Genomic DNA, 20,170 nt, shown 5'->3' with positions numbered 1-20,170 from the left:
GTCTGGCGCCGGTCAGCGGCGCGGGCCGGGGTTCCCGTAGACCCGGCCGCCACGTTGATAGTGGCCGCCGTCCTGGCCTTGGTAGTGCCCATCGCTTTGATAGTGATGGCCTTGGCCACGGTGGCCACCGTGCCGGTGCGGCACGATGATGCAACCCGACAGCAGGGCCGCGGAAGAGATCAGCGTGATGGCCAGAGCCAGTCTTTTCATGATGGGTCCACTCCAGGCCGCACAAGCGCGGCCGCCGACCACTAACAGTCCGGCGCACGGCAGGGATGACGGGCTCACACAGAGTTACTTCATGGCGGACTGTGTCTGGCCGCGCGCATCAGCGCGGGTCGCGAAGCACGGCCAGCAGGCAGGCCATGCCGACCGCCATCACGCCCGCCGTCAGCCACAGCGCGGCGTCGAAGCTGCCGCTGGCCTCCACCATGCGGCCGGTCAGCGCTGGGGCACTGATCTGGGCGACGCCATAGCTCAGCGTCAGTCGCGCCATCGCCTTGCCCGGGTTGGCGGGTGAGCGTCGGCCGACCAGCGCCAGCGTCAGGCTGACGATGCCGATGAAGGTGGCACCGTAGAGCAACGCGCCCGCCAGTGCCGCCGTCAGACCATCGGCCAGCACCGGCAGCAGCACGCCGACGATCTGCACGCCGAACGCGATCAGCAGCGCGCCGACGTCACCCGTGCGTCGCGCGATGCGGTCCCACACGAAGACGGCCGGCGTCGCTGCCAGGCCGACCAGCAGCCAGGCCCACGGGCCCTGGCCGGCCAGCAACGGCTGCTTCTCGACGATGGCGACGGTGAAGGTCGCGTTGATGACGAAGCCCCAGCCGGCGCAGAAGTAGGCCGCCACCATCAGCGCCATCCAACGCGCGCTGGGTGACCCGGCTGACGAAGACTTGGCTGCCGGCGGTGGCGCCGGCGGGCGCCAGGCCCAGGCCGGGATCACAAAGGCCAGGCCCAGCAGCGCAAAGCCCTGCCATTGCGCGGCCCAGCCCAGTTCCAGCCCCGTCATGCCCATGGCGCCCAGCGCCGACACGACAATGCCCAGCCCCAGTCCGATGAAGTAGATGCCCAGCTCCGGCCGCCGCCCAGAGCGGATCAGCCAGCCCTGCACCAGGCCCGAACCCAGCAGCATGCCGGCCGCGCCGCACAGGCCGCCAACGTAGCGCGACGCGGCCCAGACGCCGAAGGACGAACTCCAGCCCATCAGCGCCGTGACCGCCAAGGCCAGCGGCAGGCCCCAGCTGTAGAGCCGCTGGCGCCAGACCGGGCTCTCGATCCAGGCGGCCAGCAACGCGCCGCTCATGTAGCCGGCATAGTTGATAGAAGCCAGCAAGCCGCCATCGGCGACGCCCAGGCCGGCCTGGGCGTGCATCTGCGGCAGCAGCGGTGTGTAGGCAAAGCGCGCCAGGCCGATGGTCAGCACCAGCGCGCAAATGCCGCCCAGCAGGACCTGCCAGGCATGCAGTCGAGACGGGTCGGCGGCAGGCATCGGCGAAGACTAACCTCTGCAGCGGCTTGGCGCTGTCGCCAGGACGGCAAGGCATGTCCCCCGCGACTGAATGGCCGCGCCTGTCTGCGGCAGGCCTTGCAAAGCGCGGTGCCAGACCCAGTTGCCGGGCATGGCGCTGCTCATCTGTTTCATCCTCGTCCTGCTGGCGGCCGCCGGTATCGCGCTGTGGCCGCGGTGGGTGAGGCGCCGCCGCGAGCGCATCGCCAACCGGCCCTTCCCGCCGGCCTGGCGCCGCCTGCTGCGCCGCCATGTGCCGCTGGTGTCTCGCTTGCCGGCGCGCCAGCAGCTCAAGCTCAAGGGGCTGATGCAGGTGTTCCTGGCCGAGAAACCCATCCTCGGCTGCGGCGGCCTGCGGGTGACGGACGAGGTCCGCGTGACCATCGCCGCGCTGGCCTGCCTGCCGCTGCTGGGCATGGCGCGCGGCGTCTACCCGGAACTGCGCCAGGTGCTGGTCTACCCCGGCGCCTTCGTCGTCGACCGGCCGGTGACCGAGTCCGGGGGTGTGCTGTCGGACCAACGCCGCGTGCTGGCCGGCGAGAGCTGGAGCCAGGGTCAGGTCTTGCTGGCCTGGGATGAGGTCAAGCGCGGCGCTGCCACGCCGGGCGACGGGCACAACGTCGTCATCCATGAGTTTGCCCACCAGCTGGACCAGGCCGGCGGCCCGGCCAATGGCGCGCCCGCGCTGCCGACGGCCCAGGCCTACCGGCGCTGGTCGACGGTGATGCAGAACGAGTTCGATGCGCTGCGCCGGCGGCTGGCGCGCCCGGACGAATATGGGCCGGGCCTGATCGATGCTTACGCGGCCACCGACCCGGCAGAGTTCTTCGCCGTCATCAGCGAGCTGTTCTTCGAACGGCCCATCGAGCTGGCCGCCGGCCACCCGGCGCTGTACTCGGAGCTGAGTGGCTACTACCGGCTCGACCCGGCGAGCTGGGCCTGAGGCTCAGCGCCTCCTCAGAAGCCCAGCGAGGCCAGCAGGTCGTCCACATCGTCCTGCTTGAAGGCCTTGTCGGGCGTCTGCACGCCGCCGAGGCGCTCGGGCTTGGCAGCGGTCCCGGACGCCGGCAGCGACTGGACGAGCTCCTTGAGAGGCGGCTGGGCGCGCTCCAGCATCTTGCTGACCTTGTTGATCACCTGGCCGGAAAGATCCTGGAAGTCCTGCGCCATCATGATTTCGCTGTGCAGGGACTTTTCGCGCGCCGCGAAGCCGGCGGCATCGGCCGCGTAGGCCGCGCACAGCTTCATCAGCGCGCGGGCACGGTCGGGGCTGATGTTGCTGGAAAGCGCCAGGCGGTTGAGCGCGTCGGACAGCTCGCGGCCCTTCTTGCGCACGGCCTCGGCATCGTCCTGCGCGGCCTCGACCAGGTTGAGCACCTTGGTCGCAGCCTGCTCCGTCATGCTGCGCACATAGGCCAGGCGCTCGCGTGCATCGGGCAGTTCGTCGACGACGTCGTGCAGGATCTGAACGGCATCGGCCCGGATGATGGCCTGAATGGACGCGTCGGACATGAAGACTCCCTGGGCTGTGCCCGGCACAGCGACGGGACTCGGGCAGTCTAGGACCGGCCCGCGCAGACCACCCCGCCGCAGCGCGAGCCGAACGCGCCCTTTGTCACGCCGGCTCCGAACGTCTTCACGGCGACGCCAGCAAGGCCTGCAAGGCTGTGATTTGGGCGGCGTCGAGACGGCCGGTGTGCTGCGCCAGTGCGAGCTGGCGACGGCCCAGCGCCAGCAGCAGGTCGTCAGCCAGCCCGGCAGCCGCCAGCGCGCCGAGATGGCGCGCCAGCACGCCGGTGTCGCCCCTGGCAATGGGCCCCGAGACGGCCCCGGCCAGACCACGAGCCAGCGCCGTGTCGAGCGCACCACGGGTCAGCGGCGCCAGGGCCGGCAGGGCGTCGCTGCGCGTCAAACCGGCCGAATCCCACAGCGCCTCGGCCTCGGCCAGCACGGCCAGCACACCGCTGGCAGCGAGGTTGGCGGCCGCGTGATAGCCGGCGCGCGCCTGGGCGCTCATCGGCGACGGCAGCACCAGCGGCACCAGGCCGAACGCCTGTGCCAGCGCCTGCAGCGCCGGCCGGTGAGCGGCGTCGGCCTCGATGCCGACATGCACTCCGGCCAGCCCGGCGTCTCCAGCCAGCAGCGTGAGCGGATGAAAGCCCGCGGCGACCGGCGCCGGGGCCAGCGCAGACAGCGGCGTCGCGCCGCTGCAGTGCAGGGCGAGTTGATCAGCCCGCCAGGACAAGGCCGCAGCGGTCGCGGCGATCTGATCGTCCGGGACCGTCAGCCAGACCCAGTCGGCCTGCTGCGCCGCCTCAGCGGGCATCAACTCGCCCGGGCCGGGCGAGCGACGCCCAACGACAACCTCTTCGCCCGCCTGCCGCAGTGCGGGGATCAGCGCCCGGGCGAGGCGCCCCAGGCCGATGACGGCGTGCCGGCGCTTCACGCCGACCCCTGGCCCGGCGCGGCCGCCCGGTTCATCAGGGCTTGACGAACTTCAGCGTCATGCGGTCGCTCTCGCCAATCGCCTGGTACTTGGCGCGGTCCTTGTCTTTCAGGGCGAGGGTTGGCGGCAAGGTCCAGACACCTTGCGGGTGGTCAGCCGTGTCCTTGGGGTTGGCATTGACCTCGCTCCGGCCGGCCAACTTGAAACCGGCGGCCTCGGCGAACTTGATGACGACAGCCTCCTGGACATACCCGCTGGCGGCCTTGGGGTCCTGGGTTTGCGCGGCCGGCAGGCGGTGCTCCTCGACACCGAGCACGCCGCCCGGCTTCAGCGCCTTGAAGGCGGCATTGAAGACGGCCTGGGTCTTCTCGGGGCCCTGGCTCATCCAGTTGTGCACGTTGCGGAAGGTCAGCACCGCGTCGGCCGTGCCCGGCGGCGCGATGTCGAGGGAGCCCTTGGCCGGGTCGAACAGGGTGAGCTTGACCTTGCCGTAGATGCTGGACGAATCCATCTTGGCCTTGAAGCGGCCGCCCTCGCCCGCCGCCGCATAGAGCTGGCCGGCCTCTCGCAGATAGGGCGCCAGGATCTCGGTATACCAACCGCCGCCGGGGGACAGCTCGACGACGGTGTCGGTCGGCTTGATGCCGAAGAAGCTCAGCGTCTCGTAGGGGTGGCGGTGCACATCGCGGGCGACATTGCCCACCGTGCGGTGGTCGGCAGCGACGGCGGCCTTGAGCGGGTCGGCGGCCTGCGCCTGGGAACCGACGGCGGTGAACAGGGCGGCGGTAGCGAGCGCGGCGATCTGCCAAGTCTTCATGGGTCTGGTCTCCGATGGGGGGGCGCCAGTATCCAGCGTCGGCCGCCGCCCTGACAAAGGTCAGCACGAATGGCCGCCGTGGTTCACTGGAGCAGGTCGGCCCAGATCCTCGCCTGCTTGCGCCAGCCGCTGGCATTGGGATGGATCTCGTTCTTCCAGTCGCCGCTGCTGCCGGTCGACGTGGGCGACGCCGGCGTCAAAACATCGGTCGTCGCCACCAGCTTGACGCCCGCGCGCCCCGCCGACCAGCCATTGACGGCGGCCTTGACGTCCTTGAACAAACCCCGTGTCAGCTGCGGCCACAGCGACGCGTCGATGTGGTTCTTGCGGTAGGCCGCCCAGAGCCACGGGCCGACCAGCCCCTGGATAGCGGGCGCGTTGCGCGCGACCGGCGTGTCGTAGCCATTCAGGTACATCGGCGTGGCCGCGTTCTTGGAGCTGGCCCGCAGCGCCTGGTACACGGCTTCGAAATTCGGGTTGAGGTAGTCGTCAAGGAGCTGCTTCAGCGCGGGCTGGCGCACGCAGTCGTAACCATCGACCGGCGGCGGCTGGCCCTGCATGTCGCGCAGCAGCCCCTGGCCCGGTGCCGGGCCGCGGGCGGCTTCGATGAAGTCATTGCCGCCGGCGCTGAACAGCACGCCGTCGTACGGCAGCTGCTTCAGCCACCACAGGTAGTCGCCGCTCATCGTCTCGGCGATGCGTTGCAGGGTCTGCCGCGCCGTCGAGATGTTGATGATGAGATGGGTCTTGCCGCGCCGGTTGAATTCTTCAGTCAGGTAGAAGGGCAGCGAGCCCTGCGCTGCCGCGCTGGCATCCATCCAGGAGTCGCCCTCGGCGAGGTAGACCTTGTCGAAGGGGCCGAACTTGTCGGCCTGCTCCGGATGGGTCAGGTAACGCTTCCCGGTGATGACAACCGACGTCATGGCTCTCTCCCGCCGCCCTGTGGGGCACCAGCCCCTAGCCTCGGGCAAACGCGGGCATGCGCAACCGGGGGGGGCCCGGTGGCCATCCACAGTTGTGCGGACGGCGGCGCCGCCGCCTCAGGCGGCCTCTCCCGACAGCACGCGCTTGAGCGGCGCGCCGCTGACGGTCTCCTGGCCGAGCAGCAGGTCGGTCAGCGTGTTCAGACGGTCGCGCTTGTCTTCCAGCACGCGGCGGCATTCCGCCTGGGCGCTTTCCAGCAGCTGGCGCGCTTCGTCGAGCAGCGATTTCTGCACATCGGGGCCGATCAGCTCGCGCGGCACGCCGGCCATGCTGAGCAGGCCGAAGGTCTTGCCGAAGCCCATCGAGCCGACCATGGACGTGGCCAGCTCGGACGCGCGCTTGAGGTCGTCGGCGGCGCCGGACGAGGCATTGCCGAAGGCGATCAGCTCGGCCTCGCGGCCGGCCAGCATCATGGCCAGGCGCGAGCGCAACTCGCGCTCGCCGTACAGCGGCTCCTCGTTGTTGCGGGCGATATAGGTCACGCCCAGCGCGGGGCCGCGCGGCTCGATGCTGACGCGCTCGACGCTGCCGGCCTCCAGCACATGGGCCACCAGCGCATGGCCGGACTCATGGAAGGCGATGCGGCGCAGCGTCTCGGGAGTGATGATGGATTTGCTGTTGCTGACTTCGCCGCCGAGCTGGTGGGTTTCCAGCGATTGGTAGACACGCTCCTGGCTGACCTCGCTCTCGCCCGCTTCTGCCGCATAGGCGGCGGCACGATTGACGACGTTGGCGACGTCGGCCGGTGACATGCCCACCGACGTCCGCGCGATGGAGCCCAGGTCGATGCCGGCAGCGGCCTTGACCTTGCCGAGGTAGAGATCAAACAGCTGCTGGCGCTCGGGCGCGTTGGGCAGCGAGGTGCGCACGATGAGGTCAAAGCGGCCGGGGCGGCGCATGGCCTCGTCGATGTTGTCGACATGGTTGGTGGCGCCGATGACGACGACGTTGTCGAGCGACGAGAAGCCGTCCATCTCCACCAGCAGGCGGTTGATGATGCGGTTCTGCTCCTGCTCGCCGCCCCCACCACCGCCGGCTTCCTTGCCGCTGCTGCGCTTGCCGATGCCGTCGATCTCATCGATGAAGATGATGCAGGGCGCCGCCGCCCGGGCTGTCTTGAAAAGCTCCTTGACCTTGCTGATGCCGGCGCCGAAGAACATCGAGCTGAAGTAGGAGCCGTCCACGCTGATGAAGCTGGCGCCGCATTCGCCCGCCAAGGCCTTGGCAAGCAGGGTCTTGCCGGTGCCCGGCGGGCCGTCCAGCAGCACGCCGCGCGGCGCCTGCGCGCCGACGGCGGCGTATTGCCTGGGGTCCTTCATGAAGGCAGCGACGCGCTTGAGCGCCTTCTTCGCCTCGTCGGCACCGATAACGTCATCGAAGCGCAGCCTGGGCTTCTCGGCCAGGCGGGTGCGCTGACCCAGCGCGCCGCGCATGTGAAAGAACACCAGCACGCCCACCACCAGCAGCATGCCGAGCAACGGGGCGAGCACACCCATCGCCTTGTCCAGCGTCTGGCTGAGGCGCTGGCCGGAGGTGCGCGCGTCGACATCGACATGCGTCAGCGCAAAACCCTGCGCCACGCTCAACGCCCCCAGGCGCGAGCCGATCTCGTTCTTGCAGCTGGCACCGCAATCGATCAGCCGCGTGCTGAACTGGCCGCCGGCGCGGTCGGTATAGAGCACCAGCGGGCCATCCACGCCCACCGCCGCCACTTCGCGGGCCTGCACGGCCCGCTCGAACTCCGACGCCTCGCGCGGCTGCGCCAGCCACTGCTCCGGCGTGCGCTCGAAAGCCAGCGCGGTGGCGTTCTTGCGCGCCTGCATCTCGCTGGCAGCGCGCTCGTGAAGCGTGGACAGGCCATAGGCTGCCAACAGCGCGAGCACGGCAACGGCGGCAATGATGATTTTCTGGCGAAGTCCAGGGGTGGGCGTCTTGCTGGCGCTGTCCATGGTGGGCGTATCCGAGGGAGCTGGGGGCGGGGCAGGGTCAGACGTCACTACTGCACTGACTGACCCTCGTCGCGCCCCACATGGGCCCGACTGCTGCAAGACTAGCGACGCGTACGCAAGGATGTGCGTGCGTTATCGAGGAAAGGGCGAAGATCAAAACAGCGCGCCCGGCAAGCGCGAAAAAGTGCCGGTCGCGGCACCGGTGCCGGGCACCTGTGAGCACCGCCCCCCGGATTGGCGTTTGCGGGCACGGTGCTTGCCCCCAAGCCGCACATCCATTCAGCCGGCCAAACCCAGGAGGACACCCATGAACCCCTATGTCCGCTTCGGCGCCATGATCGGCGTCTCCACATTGGTGATGTTCGGTCTGATGTACCTCAACACCTACCAGTTCGACCACGTTTTCTTCAGCGAGACGCGGGCTTACATGGCCTTGTTGATGGGCGCCACGATGGCCGCCATCATGCTCGGCTTCATGAGCCACATGCTGCCCGACAAGTCGGCCAACATCGCAATCCTGGTGGGCAGTGTGCTGACGTTCGCGCTTTCTCTTTGGCTCGTGCGAAGCCAGACGACGGTCGATCAGGTGTCCTACATGAAGGCCATGATTCCACACCACTCAATTGCCATCCTGACCAGCCGGCGCGCGGACATCCGCGATGCCCGCGTGCGCAAGCTCGCCGACGACATCATCGATGCACAGGTGCGCGAGATCGGCCAGATGAAAAGCCTGATTGCCGAACTCGACGGCGAGCGCCAACCCTAGCCTCGGCCGTTGAGCATGCTCACGGACGTCCGCATGCGTGCACCCGGCGATTGCCAGACGCGGCTGCCGACATGACGGCCCCGGACGCCCCTGAAGCCCTGCAGCGTCGCACGGGGCACCGGGTCGCGCGGCAGCGGCAGCTTTTGCTGGCGCTCCTCAAGCGGTGGCTCGACCCTCTGATGGCCGTGCTGGGGTTGATCTGGCTCGCGTTGTTGCTGTTCGACCTGCTGCGCGGACTGACGCCACTCCTGCAGGCACTCAGCACCTGCATCTGGATCGTCTTCGTCGTCGACTTCCTCGTCGAGTTCGGACTGGCTCCACGCAAGCTTCCCTATCTCCGCCACAACTGGCTGACGGCTCTGTCGCTGCTTGCGCCGGCGCTGCGGCTGCTGCGGATCGTGCGCCTGGCGCGGCTCCTGCGAGCGGCGCGGGTCACGCGAGGGCTGCGGCTGCTGCGCATCGTGAGTTCCGTCAACCGGGGGCTCCGGGCGCTGGGACGCCACATGTCGCGCCGCGGGCTCCCCTTCGTGTTCGCGCTGACGCTGGTCGTCACCCTGGCAGGCAGCGCTGGCATGTACGCCTTCGAGCGTGAGGCGCCGGGCGGGGGCGGCTTGCAGGATTACGGAAACGCGCTCTGGTGGACCGCGATGATGGTCACCACCATGGGCTCCGAGTACTGGCCCAAGACACCGGAAGGGCGGCTGCTGTGCCTTTTGCTTGCGATGTATGCCTTCAGCGTGTTCGGCTATGTCACGGCGGCGCTCGCATCGTTTTTCGTCGGGCGCGACGCGCAGGAACCGCCCGTGCCGAAGCACGCGCCAGTCACATCCGATCAATTCGCCGCCCTGCTGCACGAGGTGACAACCCTCCGCGCGGAAGTCCACGCCCTTCGCGCGCTTTCGACGCTGGCTGCCGAGCATCCAGCCCGGCGGATCACGGCGCTCAGCAGCGCTGAGCAGACTGAACATGCTGGTAGGCCGTGTTGGACTTGAACCAACGACCAAAGGATTATGAGTCCTCTGCTCTGACCAACTGAGCTAACGGCCCCCTGGAGAACATCCGGGAAAGGCGCGGATTCTAGTGAGCATTGGCTGAGGCCCCTGGATCAGAGCCGCTATCCATGCCTGGGCTCGGGCTGGCTTCGCGAGAAGAAGGCTCAGGCGTGCCCGGGCGCGGCAGCAGATGCGCGGCCTTGAACTCGGCCGCCGCAACGGGCCGGCCCAGCAGGTAGCCCTGCAGGGCATCGGTGCGCAGCTCGATGAGCTGCCTCTGCTGTTCGCCAGTCTCGACGCCTTCGGCTACCACGCGCAGGTGCAGGCCGCGGGCCAGCTCCACCATCGCCTTGACGAGTCGCAGCCCGTTCTCGGAGCCCATGCCGGCGATGAAGCTTCGGTCAATCTTCAGCGCGCTGATCGGCAGGTTGGACAGGTAAGAGAGCGACGAGTAGCCCGTGCCGAAGTCGTCCAGCGCCAGACCGACACCCTGCTGTGCCAGGGCCCTCAGCGACTGCTCGGCCTCGGCGCCCATTTGCACCAGCACGGTCTCGGTGATCTCCAAAGTCAGATCGGCGCCCTGCAGGCCGTTGTCATACAGCGCCGCCTGCACGAGCGCGGCCAGGGCCGGCGGATCCCGCAGTTGCCGGGCCGACAGGTTCACGGCCATCGGCGCCGGGCACAGGCCGTCGCGGCGCCAGTGCTGCAGTTGCCACGCGCTGTGCTTGAGAACCCAGGCGCCTATCGGCTCGATCAGACCCGTCTCCTCGGCGATGCGGATGAACTCGCCGGGCATGGCCAGGGTGCCGTCGGGCTTGCGCCAGCGCAACAGCGCCTCGACATGCTCGAGCCCGCCCGCGCGGCCGTAGATCGGCTGGTAGTGCAGCTCGAATCCGTCATGCTGCAGTGCGTGGCGCAGCCCGTTCTCGACCTCCAGCCGCTGCTGCACCTGGGCATTCATCGAGTGCGAAAAGAAGCTGAACTGGTTACGCCCCTTGGCCTTGGCCTGGTACATCGCGATGTCGGCATGCTTGACCAGTTCGCTGCCGTTGCTGCCGTCATCCGGGTAGCTGGCCACGCCCAGCGAGCACGAGATCGTCAGCTCGTGCGGCCCGACCGTGAAGGGATGCTGCAGCGCCGAGATGAGGCGCTGCGCAACGCGCGAGGCTTCATCGGCGTCTTCGAGGCGTTCCAGCACGACGATGAATTCATCGCCGCCCATGCGTGCCAGCATCGAGTCGCTGCGGAGCACCGCAGACATGCGCTCGGTGGCCGCGATGAGGAGGCCGTCTCCCACTTCATGCCCCAGGGAGTCGTTGATGCGCTTGAAGTGGTCCAGGTCAATGAACAAGACGCCGACCCGCCCGGCGTAGCGCTCCGCGTTCGCCAGCGCCGTCTCCAGCTTCAGAGCCAGCAGGTTGCGGTTGGGCAGATCGGTGAGCGCATCGCGCGTCGCCAGGCGCTGGACCTCGTCCTGCGCCGTACGACGTTCGCTCTGGCTCGCCGTGATGAGCAAGGTGGTACCCAGGAAGACCAGATGCAGCAACGGCAGGCCAGCGGTGTGGTCGGCGAACGGACCCTGGCCCAGCGACGTGCCGACATCGGAGATCAGCACCACCGCCAGATTGCCGAACAGCGTGAACGGCAACGAATGGCGCAAGGCGAGCCAGACCGCCGGTGGAAGCACGAACAAGGTGGTGTGGCGCAGGCCGAACTGCTGCTCCAGCCAGCCCGAATAGATCGCCGTGGCGGCGAGCAGCAAAGTCGCCAGCGCCAGCAGGGCCCATGGCAGGTCGCGCCGCACGCCGCCGCGCCAGCCCCCACTGAGCGCGCAAGCCAGCGTTGGCGCGCACAACATCAGGCCCAGCATGTTGGCCATCGCTGCTTCGAGCACCGGATGACGCACGCCATGGCCGCTGCCATGCTCGCTGCCGTGGTGGGCCGCAGGCTGCGCGGCGGCAGGACCGTGCGCCGGGGCCGGGGCCTGGGCCCGGGCCGGTACGTGTGCGCCCATGCCTGCAGGCGGGCTGTGCGGATGCGCGGCCACGGAGACGGGGCGATGGCCGTCGGCCTTGCCATGGGCGGGCGGTTCGGCCCAGCTGTGCGCGTGGCCCTGGGCAGGTTGCGCCGCCTGCGGACCCGCCGCGGGCGCCACGGCCGCCGGGCGTCCATGGCCCGCCCCGAGCAGCCAGGACTGCAGCAGCGCACCGGCCAGCGCATAGCCCAGCACGCAGACGACGAGAAAACGGGCCATGTCGCGCAAGGTGCCAAGGTGCAGGTCGTTGCGCCACGGCCACCGCGTCAGGCCCCAGCCTACCGCCGCAAGCAGCGTCTGCTGAAGGGCAAAGGCGCCAGCGGCCTGCCACTCACCCCCCCACCAGGCGATGGACACACTGCTGCCCAGCGCCACGGCCACCAGCATCCACGGCCCCCAGATGGCCACGAGGCCGACCGCCAGGCCAGCCGGCAGCCAGGCGAGCTGCGCCGGGAACTCGGCGCGAATGGCGAGGGTCAGCAGCGCCAGGAGCGCCATCAGCGCTGTCGCCACCGCCGCGCGTTGCCAGACAGGCCTCTGCAGTCCCGTCCACGCCACGGGGGTGACTGCGGGCGGCCGCTCGACGGACAACACGGAGGCAGAAGGCATGGGAAGGGATGAGGCAAACACCGGATTCAGAAACCCCCGATTGGGCTTGCAAAGCGCGACGGCCCGCTCCGTCCAGGCGGTACCGACTCAATCGATTCGGGTAATTTTTACGTTTTCCGCCGGGGCGCACCCAGCTCGCCGCCCGTCCCGCCGCCTGGCGCCGCGATCGTCGACCGCGACGCGGCGTTCCCGAGGCTTCAGCGCTGACTCAGCGCCTGCCCAACCATCCGCGACGTGATGTCGACGATCTGGATCATGCGGTCGTAGGCCATGCGCGTCGGGCCGATGACGCCCAGCGTGCCGACGACCTGACCGTCGACCTCATAGGGCGCCGACACGATGGACAGCTCTTCGTACGGCACGACCTGGCTCTCGCCACCGATGTAGATGCGCACGCCTTCCGCGCGGCTGGAGGTGTCGAGCAAGCGCATCAGCTGCGTCTTCTGCTCGAAGAGGTCGAAGAGGCGGCGCAGGCTGCCCATGTCGTGGCTGAAGTCCTGCACGGTCAGCAGATTGCGTTCGCCGGAGACGACGACCTGTTCGTCCTGCTGGGTCATGGCCTCAGTGCCGACCTGCACCGCCGCGCTCATCAGCCCGGCGATCTCGCCGCGAAGCGCGTCGACCTCGTGCCGCAGGCGCTCGCGCACGGCCTCCAGCGTCAGGCCGGCATAGCCCGCATTGAGGCGGTTGCTGGCTTCGGCCAGCTCGCCCTGGCTGAGGTCCATGGCGGTGAAGATGACGCGGTTCTGCACGTCGCCGTCTGGCGATACGAGGATGACGAGCACACGGCGCTCGCCCAGGCGCAGGAATTCGATGTGGTGGAAGACGCTGGGTTTCTTGGGCGCCGTGACGACGCCGACGAAGCTCGACAGGTTGGACAGCATCTGCGCCGCGCTGGCGATGACGCGCTGGGGCTGGTCGGGCTGCAGCTGCGCCGTCTCCACGCCGATCAGGCCGGGCTGGGCCGTCAGCATGGTGTCGACGAAGAGGCGGTAGCCGCGCGCCGTTGGAATGCGGCCGGCGCTGGTGTGGGGGCTGGCGATGAGGCCGAGGTCTTCCAGGTCGGCCATCACATTGCGGATGGTCGCGGGGCTCAGCTCCAGCCCCGACGCCTTGGACAGCGTGCGCGACCCGACGGGATGCCCGTCCGCGATATAGCGTTCGACCAGGGTCTTCAACAGGGATTTGGAGCGCTCGTCGAGCATGTGTGCATTCTATGGACAGCCCCTTTCCTTCAGAGAGAGGCGATACCCCTGTGGTGTAATTTGCCGCTATGGCCGAGCGCTTCAGACATGTCGCCATCGTGGGCAAGCATCAGGCGCCAGGCATAGGCCCGGTGCTGGAAGAGATTGCCCAATTTTTGTGCAGCCATGGCCTGGACGTTTCGCTGGAAGCTGACACCGCGCTGAACACGGGGCTGGCCGGCTACGACGCGCTCCCCAACGACGAACTGGGCCGGCAATGCGATCTGGCGGTGGTCATCGGCGGCGACGGCACCATGCTCGGCTTTGCGCGCGACATGGCCCGCCACGGCATTCCGCTGGTGGGCATCAACCAGGGCCGGCTGGGTTTCATCACCGACATTCCCATCGAGCGCTGGCGCGAGTCGCTGGCGCCGGTGCTGGCGGGCGACTACGAAGTCGAACCGCGGGCGATGTTGGAGGGCGCGGTCTGGCGTGACGGCGAGTCCATCTTCTCCGGTCTGGCGCTCAATGACGTGGTGGTCAGCCGGGGTGGCACATCGGGCATGGTGGAGTTGAAGATCGAGGTCGGCGAGCAGTTCGTCGCCAACATGCGCGCCGACGGCCTCATCGTGGCCTCGCCCACCGGCTCGACGGCCTATGCCCTGTCGGCCGGCGGGCCCATCCTGCATCCCAGCATCGCCGGCTGGCTGATGGTGCCGATTGCACCGCACACCCTGTCCAACCGGCCCATCGTGCTGCCCGACCTGGGCGAGGTGCGCATGGAGATCGTCGCCGGCCGCGATGCGTCGGTGAACTTCGACATGCAAAGCCTCGCCAGCCTGCTGCACGGCGACACCATCACCGTGCGGCGCAGCCAGCACCAGGTGCGCTTCCTGCACCCCAAGGGCTGGAGCTACTACGCGACCCTGCGTCGCAAACTGCGTTGGTATGTCTAGAGCCTGACCCATGCTGCGCCATCTGAGCCTGAAGGATTTCGTCATCGTCCCGACGCTGGAGCTCGACTTCGAGCCCGGTTTCGCCGTGCTGACCGGCGAGACCGGCGCGGGCAAGTCCATCCTCATCGATGCGCTGCAACTGGCCCTGGGCGGTCGCGGCGACGCCGGTGTCGTGCGCGAGGGCGCGGTCAAGGCCGAAATCTCGGCCGAGTTCGACACGCCGCCGCATCTGCGCGGCTGGCTTGATGAGGCCGGTTTCGATGCGGACGACACCCTGCTGCTGCGCCGTGCCATCGACGCCGGCGGCAAGAGCCGCGCCTGGATCAACGGTGGTGCCGCCACGCTGACCCAGCTGCGCGAGCTGGCCGACCATCTGCTGGACATCCACGGCCAGCATGCCTGGCAAGGCCTGACCCGCCCGGTCGCCGTGCGTGAGCTGCTGGACGGCTTTGCCGGCCTGGACACCGCGCCATTGGCCCGCGCCCACGCCGCATGGAAGCAGGCCGCCGAGGCACTGCAAAAGGCCCAGGGCCAGCAGGCCGATGCGCTGCGCGAACGCGAGCGCCTGGCCTGGCAGATCGGTGAGCTTGACGGCCTGGCACCGGCCGAGGGCGAGTGGGAGGAGCTCAACGCCGAGCACGGGCGCCTGGCGCACGGCCAGTCCCTGATCGACGCAGCCAAGTCGGCGCTGGAGGCACTTGACGAGGCCGAGCCCAGCGCGCAGTCCCTGGCCAGTGGAGCGCTCGACCAGTTGGAGCGCGTGCTGGACCATGACGACCGCCTGTTGCCGGCCGTGCAGGCTCTGCGCGATGTGCAGGCCCAGTTGCAGGACGCCAGCCACACCCTGTCGGCCTATTTGCACAAGGCCGATCTCGACCCCGCGCGGCTGGCCGAGCTCGACGAGCGCGTCTCCGCCTGGATGACGCTGGCACGCCGCTACCGCCGCCAGCCGCAGGAGTTGCCGGCGCTGCTGGCGCAATGGCGAGCCGAGCTGTCTGCGCTCGACGCGGCCAGCGACCCCGCCCAGCTCGAAGCCGCCCTCGCCGCCGCGCGCAAGGTCTTCGATACCGAAGCACAAGCGGCCAGCCGCGCCCGCAGGAAGGCTGCGCCCCAGCTCGCAGCGGCCGTCACGGCAGCCATGCAGCAGCTTGGCATTGCCGGCGGCCAATTCGACATCGCGCTGAACGCGACCGACGGCCCGCAGAGCTTTGGCGCCGAATCGGCCGAATTCCTTGTCGCCGGTCATGCCGGCAGCACGCCGCGGCCGCTGGCCAAGGTGGCCTCGGGTGGAGAGCTGTCGCGCATTGCGCTGGCCATTGCAGTGACAGCCAGCCAGGCCGCCACCGACAAGGCGCCCGGCACGCTGATCTTTGACGAGATCGACGTCGGCATCGGCGGCGCCGTGGCAGAGACCGTCGGCCGCTTGATGAAGCAGCTTGGCCATGCTGCGGGCGGCGAGCGCCAGGTGCTGGCCGTCACCCACCTGCCCCAGGTGGCAGCCTGCGCCGACCGTCATCTGGTCGTCGCCAAGGCCATGCAGGATGGCGCCACGACGAGCCGCGTCACGCCGGTGGCCGGCGAGGCCCGCGTCGCAGAGATCGCCCGCATGCTGGGCGGCGAGCGCCTGTCGTCAACCAGCCTGGCGCATGCGCAGGAGATGCTGGACGCCTCCACCGCCATCAAGCCTCGCAGGGCCAAGTCATGAATCTGCACGCCGATCCCCAAAGCGACGTCGTGCTGCTGACCGGCATGTCCGGCGGCGGCAAGTCGGTCGCTATGCATGCGCTGGAAGACGCCGGCTATTTCTGCGTCGACAACCTGCCGGCCGAGCTGCTGATGGACTTCCTGAAGCTGGAGCAGCAGCGCGGCGAGCGCCGCGTCGCCATCGCGGTGGACGTGCGCTCGGCCAGCTCGCTGCCGCTGCTGCTGCCCCTGCTCAAGCAGTTGCGCGCCCAGGGCGTGGCGGTGCGCTCGGTCTTCCTCGACGCCAGCAACGACGCGCTGATGCGGCGTTTCTCCGAGACGCGCCGCCCCCACCCGCTGCGCGAGGGCCGCGACACCGGCTTCGGCGTGCTGGACGGCAGCTCCGAAGACAACCACCGCCCGCTGCTGGACGCCATCAAGCTGGAGCGCGAGCTGCTCGGCGGGCTCAAGGCCGAGTCCACCGTCATCGACACCAGCCAGCTGCGCCCGGCCCAGCTGCGCATCTGGCTGGCCGACCTGGTCGGCCCTAACGCCGGCACCAAGCTCACACTGGTTTTCGAGAGCTTTGCCTTCAAGCACGGCGTGCCCAGCGATGCCGACTTCGTCTTCGACGTGCGCGTGCTGCCCAACCCCTACTACGACCGCGAACTGCGCCCGCTGACAGGCCGCGACGCGCCGGTGGCGGCCTACCTCGCAGCCCAGCCCGAGGTCGGGCTGATGATGGGCCAGATCGCCGGCTTCCTGTCGCGCTGGCTGCCCAACTTCGCGGCCGACCAGCGCAGCTACCTGACCGTCGCCATCGGCTGCACCGGCGGCCAGCACCGCTCGGTCTATCTGGTCGAAATGCTGGCGCGCCAGTTCGGCCATCACGGCCATGTACTCAAGCGCCACCGCGAGCTGGACGCACGCTGACCCCCCTAGATTCAGAATATTTGTTCTAGACATTGAGTTCTAGAACGATTATTCTGATTTCATGCCTTCAAAGTCCTTCCCACCCGTACGGCCCACGACGGCCGAGCTGGACCTGCTGCAGGTGCTGTGGCGCCTGGGGCCCTCCGATGCCAAGGCCGTGCATGAAGCCCTGCTGCCCGACCGCCCCGACGCCACCTATGCCACGGTGCTGCGCCAGTTGCAGGTCATGCACGGCAAGGGCCTGCTCAGCCGCGACGAGAGCCAGCGCCCGCAGCTGTATGCGCCCCTGCACGCCCAGGACAAGTTGCAGCAGTCGCTGGTGAAGGACTTCATCGCCAAGGCCTTTGCCGGTTCTGGCAAGGCCCTGGTGCTGGCGGCGTTGAAGAGCCATGTCAGCGCCAAGGAGCGTGCGGAAATTCGCCAGTTGCTGGCCCAGAACGGAGACGGCGAATGAGCCTCGATATCGCGATGAACGCCTGGGGCTCGGCGCTGTTGAACTTCATCTGGCAAGGCGCCGTCGTCGGCGGCGTCGCCGCGTTGCTGCTGGCGTTGATGCGCGGGGCGTCGGCACGCTGGCGCTATACCGTCTGCGCCGCCAGCCTTGGCCTTTGCCTCGGACTGCCGGTGGCCCAATGCGTGGACCTCGCCCCGGCCGATGCCGAGTTCATCGGGCAGCTGCCCGAGCTGCCGGAGCAGATGCCGGCCCTGGTGACGGCATGGGCGCTCGGCGTCGGGGTGATGCTCGGCCGCCTGGCGCTGGGGCTGGCCTGGGTGGGCCGCGCCAGGCGGCGCAGCGGGCCGGCGCCGGCCGAATGGCAGGCGCGGCTGGATATCCTCGCCCGCCGTCTGGGGCTCAAGCGCGCGGTGGCCCTGCGCCTACTGCCGGAGCTGGCCGGCCCGATTGCGCTGGGCGTGCTCAAGCCCTGTGTGCTGCTGCCCGCCGCCTTGTTGAGCCGCCTGCCGGTGGATTTGCTCGAGGCCCTGCTCGCTCACGAGCTGGCCCATGTGCGGCGCTGGGACTACCTGGCCAACCTGTTGCAGAGCGCGGTCGAGGCCCTACTCTTCTTCCACCCCGTCGTGTGGTGGCTGTCGGCGCGCATGCGCTCAGAGCGCGAGCTGGTGGCCGATGAGATCTCGGCCGATCTGCTTGGCCAGCAAGATGGCGGGCGCCGGCTCGCGCGAGCTCTGCATGCGCTGTCCGAGCTGCAGGAATCCAGCCCGCCCCCCACGGTGGCGCTGGCCGCCCGAGGTGGCGACCTGCTGGGCCGCATCGAGCGGCTGCTGGCGCCACGCCCTCAGGCGACCGGCTGGAAGCTGGCACTGCCGGCCCTGCTGATCGCCGCGACCAGCTTTGTCGTGCAGGCCAAGGGCAAGGACGAGCCCGCGCCGCCGGCCCGCGCAGCACCCGCCGCCGCGGCCAGGCAGGCGCCACCGGCCCAGCAGCTGCGCCTGCCCGTCAATGCCAAGCATGTCGTCGTGGTGGACGATGCGACCGGCAAGGTGCTGATGTCGCGCGACGCCGATGTCGTCGTGCCCATCGCCTCGCTGACCAAGCTCCTGACGGCCATGGTCGTCCTCGACGCCAAGCTCGACCCCAAGGAAAAGCTGCGCATCACCAGCGACGACGTCGACACGCTCAAGCACAGCCGCTCCAGGGTGCGGGTCGGCACGCAGATGTCGCGCCAGACGGCGCTGGAGATGACGCTGATGGAATCCGAGAACCGCGCCGCGGCGGCGCTGGCGCGCACCTTCCCGGGTGGCGAGGCCGGCTTTGTGAAAGCCGTCAACGCCAAGGTCCGCCAGCTCGGCCTGAGCCGCACGTCCATCGCCGAGCCGACCGGCCTGTCGCCCGACAACACCTCGACCGCCACCGAGATGGCTGCCATCACCGCAGCCGCGGCGCGCTACGGCGAGATCGTGCGCATCACCAGTGTCAAAAAGGCCAAGGTCCCGGTGAACGGCCGCCCGCGCGAGATCCGCAACACCAACCGGCTGGTGGGCGCCAAGGGCTGGAACATCCGCGTCTCCAAGACCGGCTACACCGAGGAAGCCGGCCGCTGCCTGGCCATGCGCATCATGAACGGCAAGCGCCCGGTCACTGTCGTGCTGCTGGATGCTGACGGCTCGGCGAATCGCCTCCGCGATGCCGCGCTGATCCGCAAGTCCCTGGCGCGCCGCGTCGACTGAAAGCCCGAGCTCTCCATGCAACGACGCCATTTGCTCGCGGCGGGCAGCGCCACGCTCGCCCTGCCCGCCCGTGCCGTGGATTTCGCCGCGCCCCGCGCCCCGGCCGCGATGCGCGCCAGCGTCGACCGCCTCATCGACATCACGGTCGGCATCCGCCCCTTCCGCGCCCAGGGGCCGCGCATCGAGGCCGAGCGGCGCTTTGGCAAGACGCTGGTCCACCACTACGGCCACGGCGGCAGCGGCTGGTCGCTGTGCTGGGGGTCGGCGCAGCGCGCGCTGGCCCTGGTCCAGGCCGCCGGCCTGCGTCCCGGCGCCCGCATCGCCGTCGTCGGCTGCGGTGCCATCGGACTGGCGACGGCGCGCACGGCCCAGCAGGCCGGCTACAAGGTACGCCTGTATGCCAAGGACAGGCCGCCGCGCGTGCACTCCTCGGCCGCGACCGGGCTGTGGACCCCGGACTCACGCATCGTCACCAGCGAGCACGCCAGCGAGGCCTGGACGGCCGACTGGGAGGCGATGGCTCGCGCGTCCTTCAAGGTGCATCAGAGCTATCTCGGTCTGCCGTCGGGCCCGGTCGAATGGCATGACGGCTTCGTCGTCGCCGACGAGGGCTTCGACCAACCGGTGGCCGGCCACGTCGGCGAGCCCGACTACCCCGACCTGCACCCGCGCGTCGCCGACCTGCGGCCGCGTGGCCAGGCGCTGGCGGCGGGCGAGCACCCCTTCCGCCTGTCCCACGTGCGCCGCTTCACCCAGCTCGTCTTCAACATCCCGGCCTACCAGCGCCAGCTGCCTGACGACTTCGCCCGCGATGGCGGCGAGCTGGTGCAGCGCGAGTTCCACCGCCCGCACGACCTGGGCACCCTGCCCGAACGCCTCGTCATCAACTGCACGGGCGACGGCGCGCGCAAGCTGCTGGGCGACCCCAGCCTGACGCCGGTGCGCGGCCAGACGGCGCGGTTGATTCCGCAGCAGGAGGTGGACTACGCAGTGATCTACGCGGCCAGAACGTCGTCGCCCTGCCGCGCCGCGACGGCCTGCTGATTGCCGCCATGGGCGAGCATGACTTCGGCAGCGACGACCTGCGGCCCGACCGGCGGCATTCGGAGGACGCCG

Annotated in this window: 18 protein-coding genes and 1 tRNA gene; 9 read left to right on the top strand and 10 right to left on the bottom strand. The window is 69.3% G+C overall.

Annotated features, from left to right (window positions below; genetic code table 11):
* Positions 1 to 12 precede the first annotated feature (12 nt).
* Positions 13 to 210: a hypothetical protein gene (locus tag ACT6S0_RS16085; protein ID WP_444764797.1), complete on the bottom strand. Its 198-nt coding sequence runs from the start codon at positions 208 to 210 to the stop codon at positions 13 to 15.
* 118 nt (positions 211 to 328) lie between these two features.
* Complete coding sequence (locus ACT6S0_RS16080; protein WP_444764796.1) at positions 329 to 1,495, bottom strand: YbfB/YjiJ family MFS transporter; 1,167 nt, start codon at positions 1,493 to 1,495, stop codon at positions 329 to 331.
* Positions 1,496 to 1,625: 130 nt separating this feature from the next.
* Between ACT6S0_RS16080 and ACT6S0_RS16075 the strand changes: the two genes are divergently transcribed.
* Positions 1,626 to 2,456, top strand: coding sequence for a zinc-dependent peptidase (locus tag ACT6S0_RS16075; protein WP_444764795.1), 831 nt, complete (start codon positions 1,626 to 1,628; stop codon positions 2,454 to 2,456).
* A 14-nt stretch (positions 2,457 to 2,470) separates the two neighbouring features.
* Here ACT6S0_RS16075 and ACT6S0_RS16070 read toward each other — a convergent pair whose 3' ends face one another.
* From ACT6S0_RS16070 to ACT6S0_RS16050, 5 genes are all read right to left on the bottom strand, one after another.
* Positions 2,471 to 3,025, bottom strand: coding sequence for a protein phosphatase CheZ (locus tag ACT6S0_RS16070; RefSeq protein ID WP_444764794.1), 555 nt, complete (start codon positions 3,023 to 3,025; stop codon positions 2,471 to 2,473).
* 124 nt (positions 3,026 to 3,149) lie between these two features.
* On the bottom strand, positions 3,150 to 3,959 hold the full coding sequence (locus tag ACT6S0_RS16065; protein WP_444764793.1) for a DUF2520 domain-containing protein: 810 nt from the start codon (positions 3,957 to 3,959) through the stop codon (positions 3,150 to 3,152).
* A 34-nt stretch (positions 3,960 to 3,993) separates the two neighbouring features.
* Positions 3,994 to 4,776 carry a class I SAM-dependent methyltransferase gene (locus tag ACT6S0_RS16060; protein ID WP_444764792.1) on the bottom strand — a complete coding sequence of 261 codons (783 nt, stop codon included), beginning with the start codon at positions 4,774 to 4,776 and terminating at the stop codon, positions 3,994 to 3,996.
* Between the two features lie 83 nt (positions 4,777 to 4,859).
* Positions 4,860 to 5,699: a hypothetical protein gene (locus ACT6S0_RS16055; RefSeq protein WP_444764791.1), complete on the bottom strand. Its 840-nt coding sequence runs from the start codon at positions 5,697 to 5,699 to the stop codon at positions 4,860 to 4,862.
* A gap of 117 nt (positions 5,700 to 5,816) precedes the next feature.
* Positions 5,817 to 7,709, bottom strand: coding sequence for an AAA family ATPase (locus ACT6S0_RS16050; protein ID WP_444764790.1), 1,893 nt, complete (start codon positions 7,707 to 7,709; stop codon positions 5,817 to 5,819).
* 307 nt (positions 7,710 to 8,016) lie between these two features.
* Here ACT6S0_RS16050 and ACT6S0_RS16045 point away from each other — a divergent pair, with 307 nt between their 5' ends.
* Both ACT6S0_RS16045 and ACT6S0_RS16040 read left to right on the top strand, forming a co-directional pair.
* Positions 8,017 to 8,475 (top strand): DUF305 domain-containing protein, encoded by a 459-nt coding sequence (locus ACT6S0_RS16045; protein ID WP_444764789.1) that lies wholly within the window; start codon positions 8,017 to 8,019, stop codon positions 8,473 to 8,475.
* Between the two features lie 71 nt (positions 8,476 to 8,546).
* The gene (locus tag ACT6S0_RS16040; RefSeq protein WP_444764788.1) at positions 8,547 to 9,467 is read left to right on the top strand and encodes a potassium channel family protein; all 921 of its coding nucleotides are present in this window, start codon (positions 8,547 to 8,549) and stop codon (positions 9,465 to 9,467) included.
* Here ACT6S0_RS16040 and ACT6S0_RS16035 read toward each other — a convergent pair.
* The 3 genes from ACT6S0_RS16035 to hrcA all read right to left on the bottom strand — a co-directional run bounded on the left by ACT6S0_RS16035 (position 9,446) and on the right by hrcA (position 13,316).
* Positions 9,446 to 9,522: transfer RNA gene (locus ACT6S0_RS16035), tRNA-Ile, on the bottom strand. The two genes, ACT6S0_RS16040 and ACT6S0_RS16035, sit on opposite strands and share 22 nt — an antisense overlap.
* A 30-nt stretch (positions 9,523 to 9,552) precedes the next feature.
* Complete coding sequence (locus ACT6S0_RS16030; RefSeq protein ID WP_444764787.1) at positions 9,553 to 12,111, bottom strand: EAL domain-containing protein; 2,559 nt, start codon at positions 12,109 to 12,111, stop codon at positions 9,553 to 9,555.
* Between the two features lie 197 nt (positions 12,112 to 12,308).
* Positions 12,309 to 13,316: a heat-inducible transcriptional repressor HrcA gene (gene hrcA, locus ACT6S0_RS16025; protein ID WP_444764786.1), complete on the bottom strand. Its 1,008-nt coding sequence runs from the start codon at positions 13,314 to 13,316 to the stop codon at positions 12,309 to 12,311.
* A 68-nt stretch (positions 13,317 to 13,384) separates the two neighbouring features.
* On the opposite strand from hrcA, the gene ACT6S0_RS16020 reads away from it, so the two are divergent.
* The 6 genes from ACT6S0_RS16020 to ACT6S0_RS15995 all read left to right on the top strand — a co-directional run bounded on the left by ACT6S0_RS16020 (position 13,385) and on the right by ACT6S0_RS15995 (position 20,098).
* Positions 13,385 to 14,251 carry an NAD kinase gene (locus tag ACT6S0_RS16020; protein ID WP_444764785.1) on the top strand — a complete coding sequence of 289 codons (867 nt, stop codon included), beginning with the start codon at positions 13,385 to 13,387 and terminating at the stop codon, positions 14,249 to 14,251.
* A 10-nt stretch (positions 14,252 to 14,261) separates the two neighbouring features.
* Positions 14,262 to 15,956: a DNA repair protein RecN gene (recN, locus tag ACT6S0_RS16015; RefSeq protein ID WP_444764784.1), complete on the top strand. Its 1,695-nt coding sequence runs from the start codon at positions 14,262 to 14,264 to the stop codon at positions 15,954 to 15,956.
* Positions 15,953 to 16,867 carry an RNase adapter RapZ gene (gene rapZ, locus ACT6S0_RS16010; RefSeq protein WP_444764783.1) on the top strand — a complete coding sequence of 305 codons (915 nt, stop codon included), beginning with the start codon at positions 15,953 to 15,955 and terminating at the stop codon, positions 16,865 to 16,867. Before recN ends, rapZ begins: the two co-directional genes overlap by 4 nt.
* Before the next feature lie 61 nt (positions 16,868 to 16,928).
* Complete coding sequence (locus tag ACT6S0_RS16005) at positions 16,929 to 17,321, top strand: BlaI/MecI/CopY family transcriptional regulator (RefSeq protein ID WP_444764782.1); 393 nt, start codon at positions 16,929 to 16,931, stop codon at positions 17,319 to 17,321.
* Positions 17,318 to 19,054, top strand: a complete 1,737-nt coding sequence (locus ACT6S0_RS16000) for a M56 family metallopeptidase (protein ID WP_444764781.1) — start codon at positions 17,318 to 17,320, stop codon at positions 19,052 to 19,054. The genes ACT6S0_RS16005 and ACT6S0_RS16000 overlap by 4 nt, the downstream gene beginning before the upstream one ends.
* 15 nt (positions 19,055 to 19,069) lie before the next feature.
* Positions 19,070 to 20,098, top strand: coding sequence for an FAD-dependent oxidoreductase (locus ACT6S0_RS15995; protein ID WP_444764780.1), 1,029 nt, complete (start codon positions 19,070 to 19,072; stop codon positions 20,096 to 20,098).
* The last annotated feature ends 72 nt before the right edge of the window (positions 20,099 to 20,170 follow it).

It is taken from the genome of Roseateles sp., from assembly GCF_052436255.1.
Taxonomy (GTDB): Bacteria; Pseudomonadota; Gammaproteobacteria; order Burkholderiales; family Burkholderiaceae_C; genus Pelomonas.
This window is presented reverse-complemented; position numbering and strand designations above follow the sequence as displayed.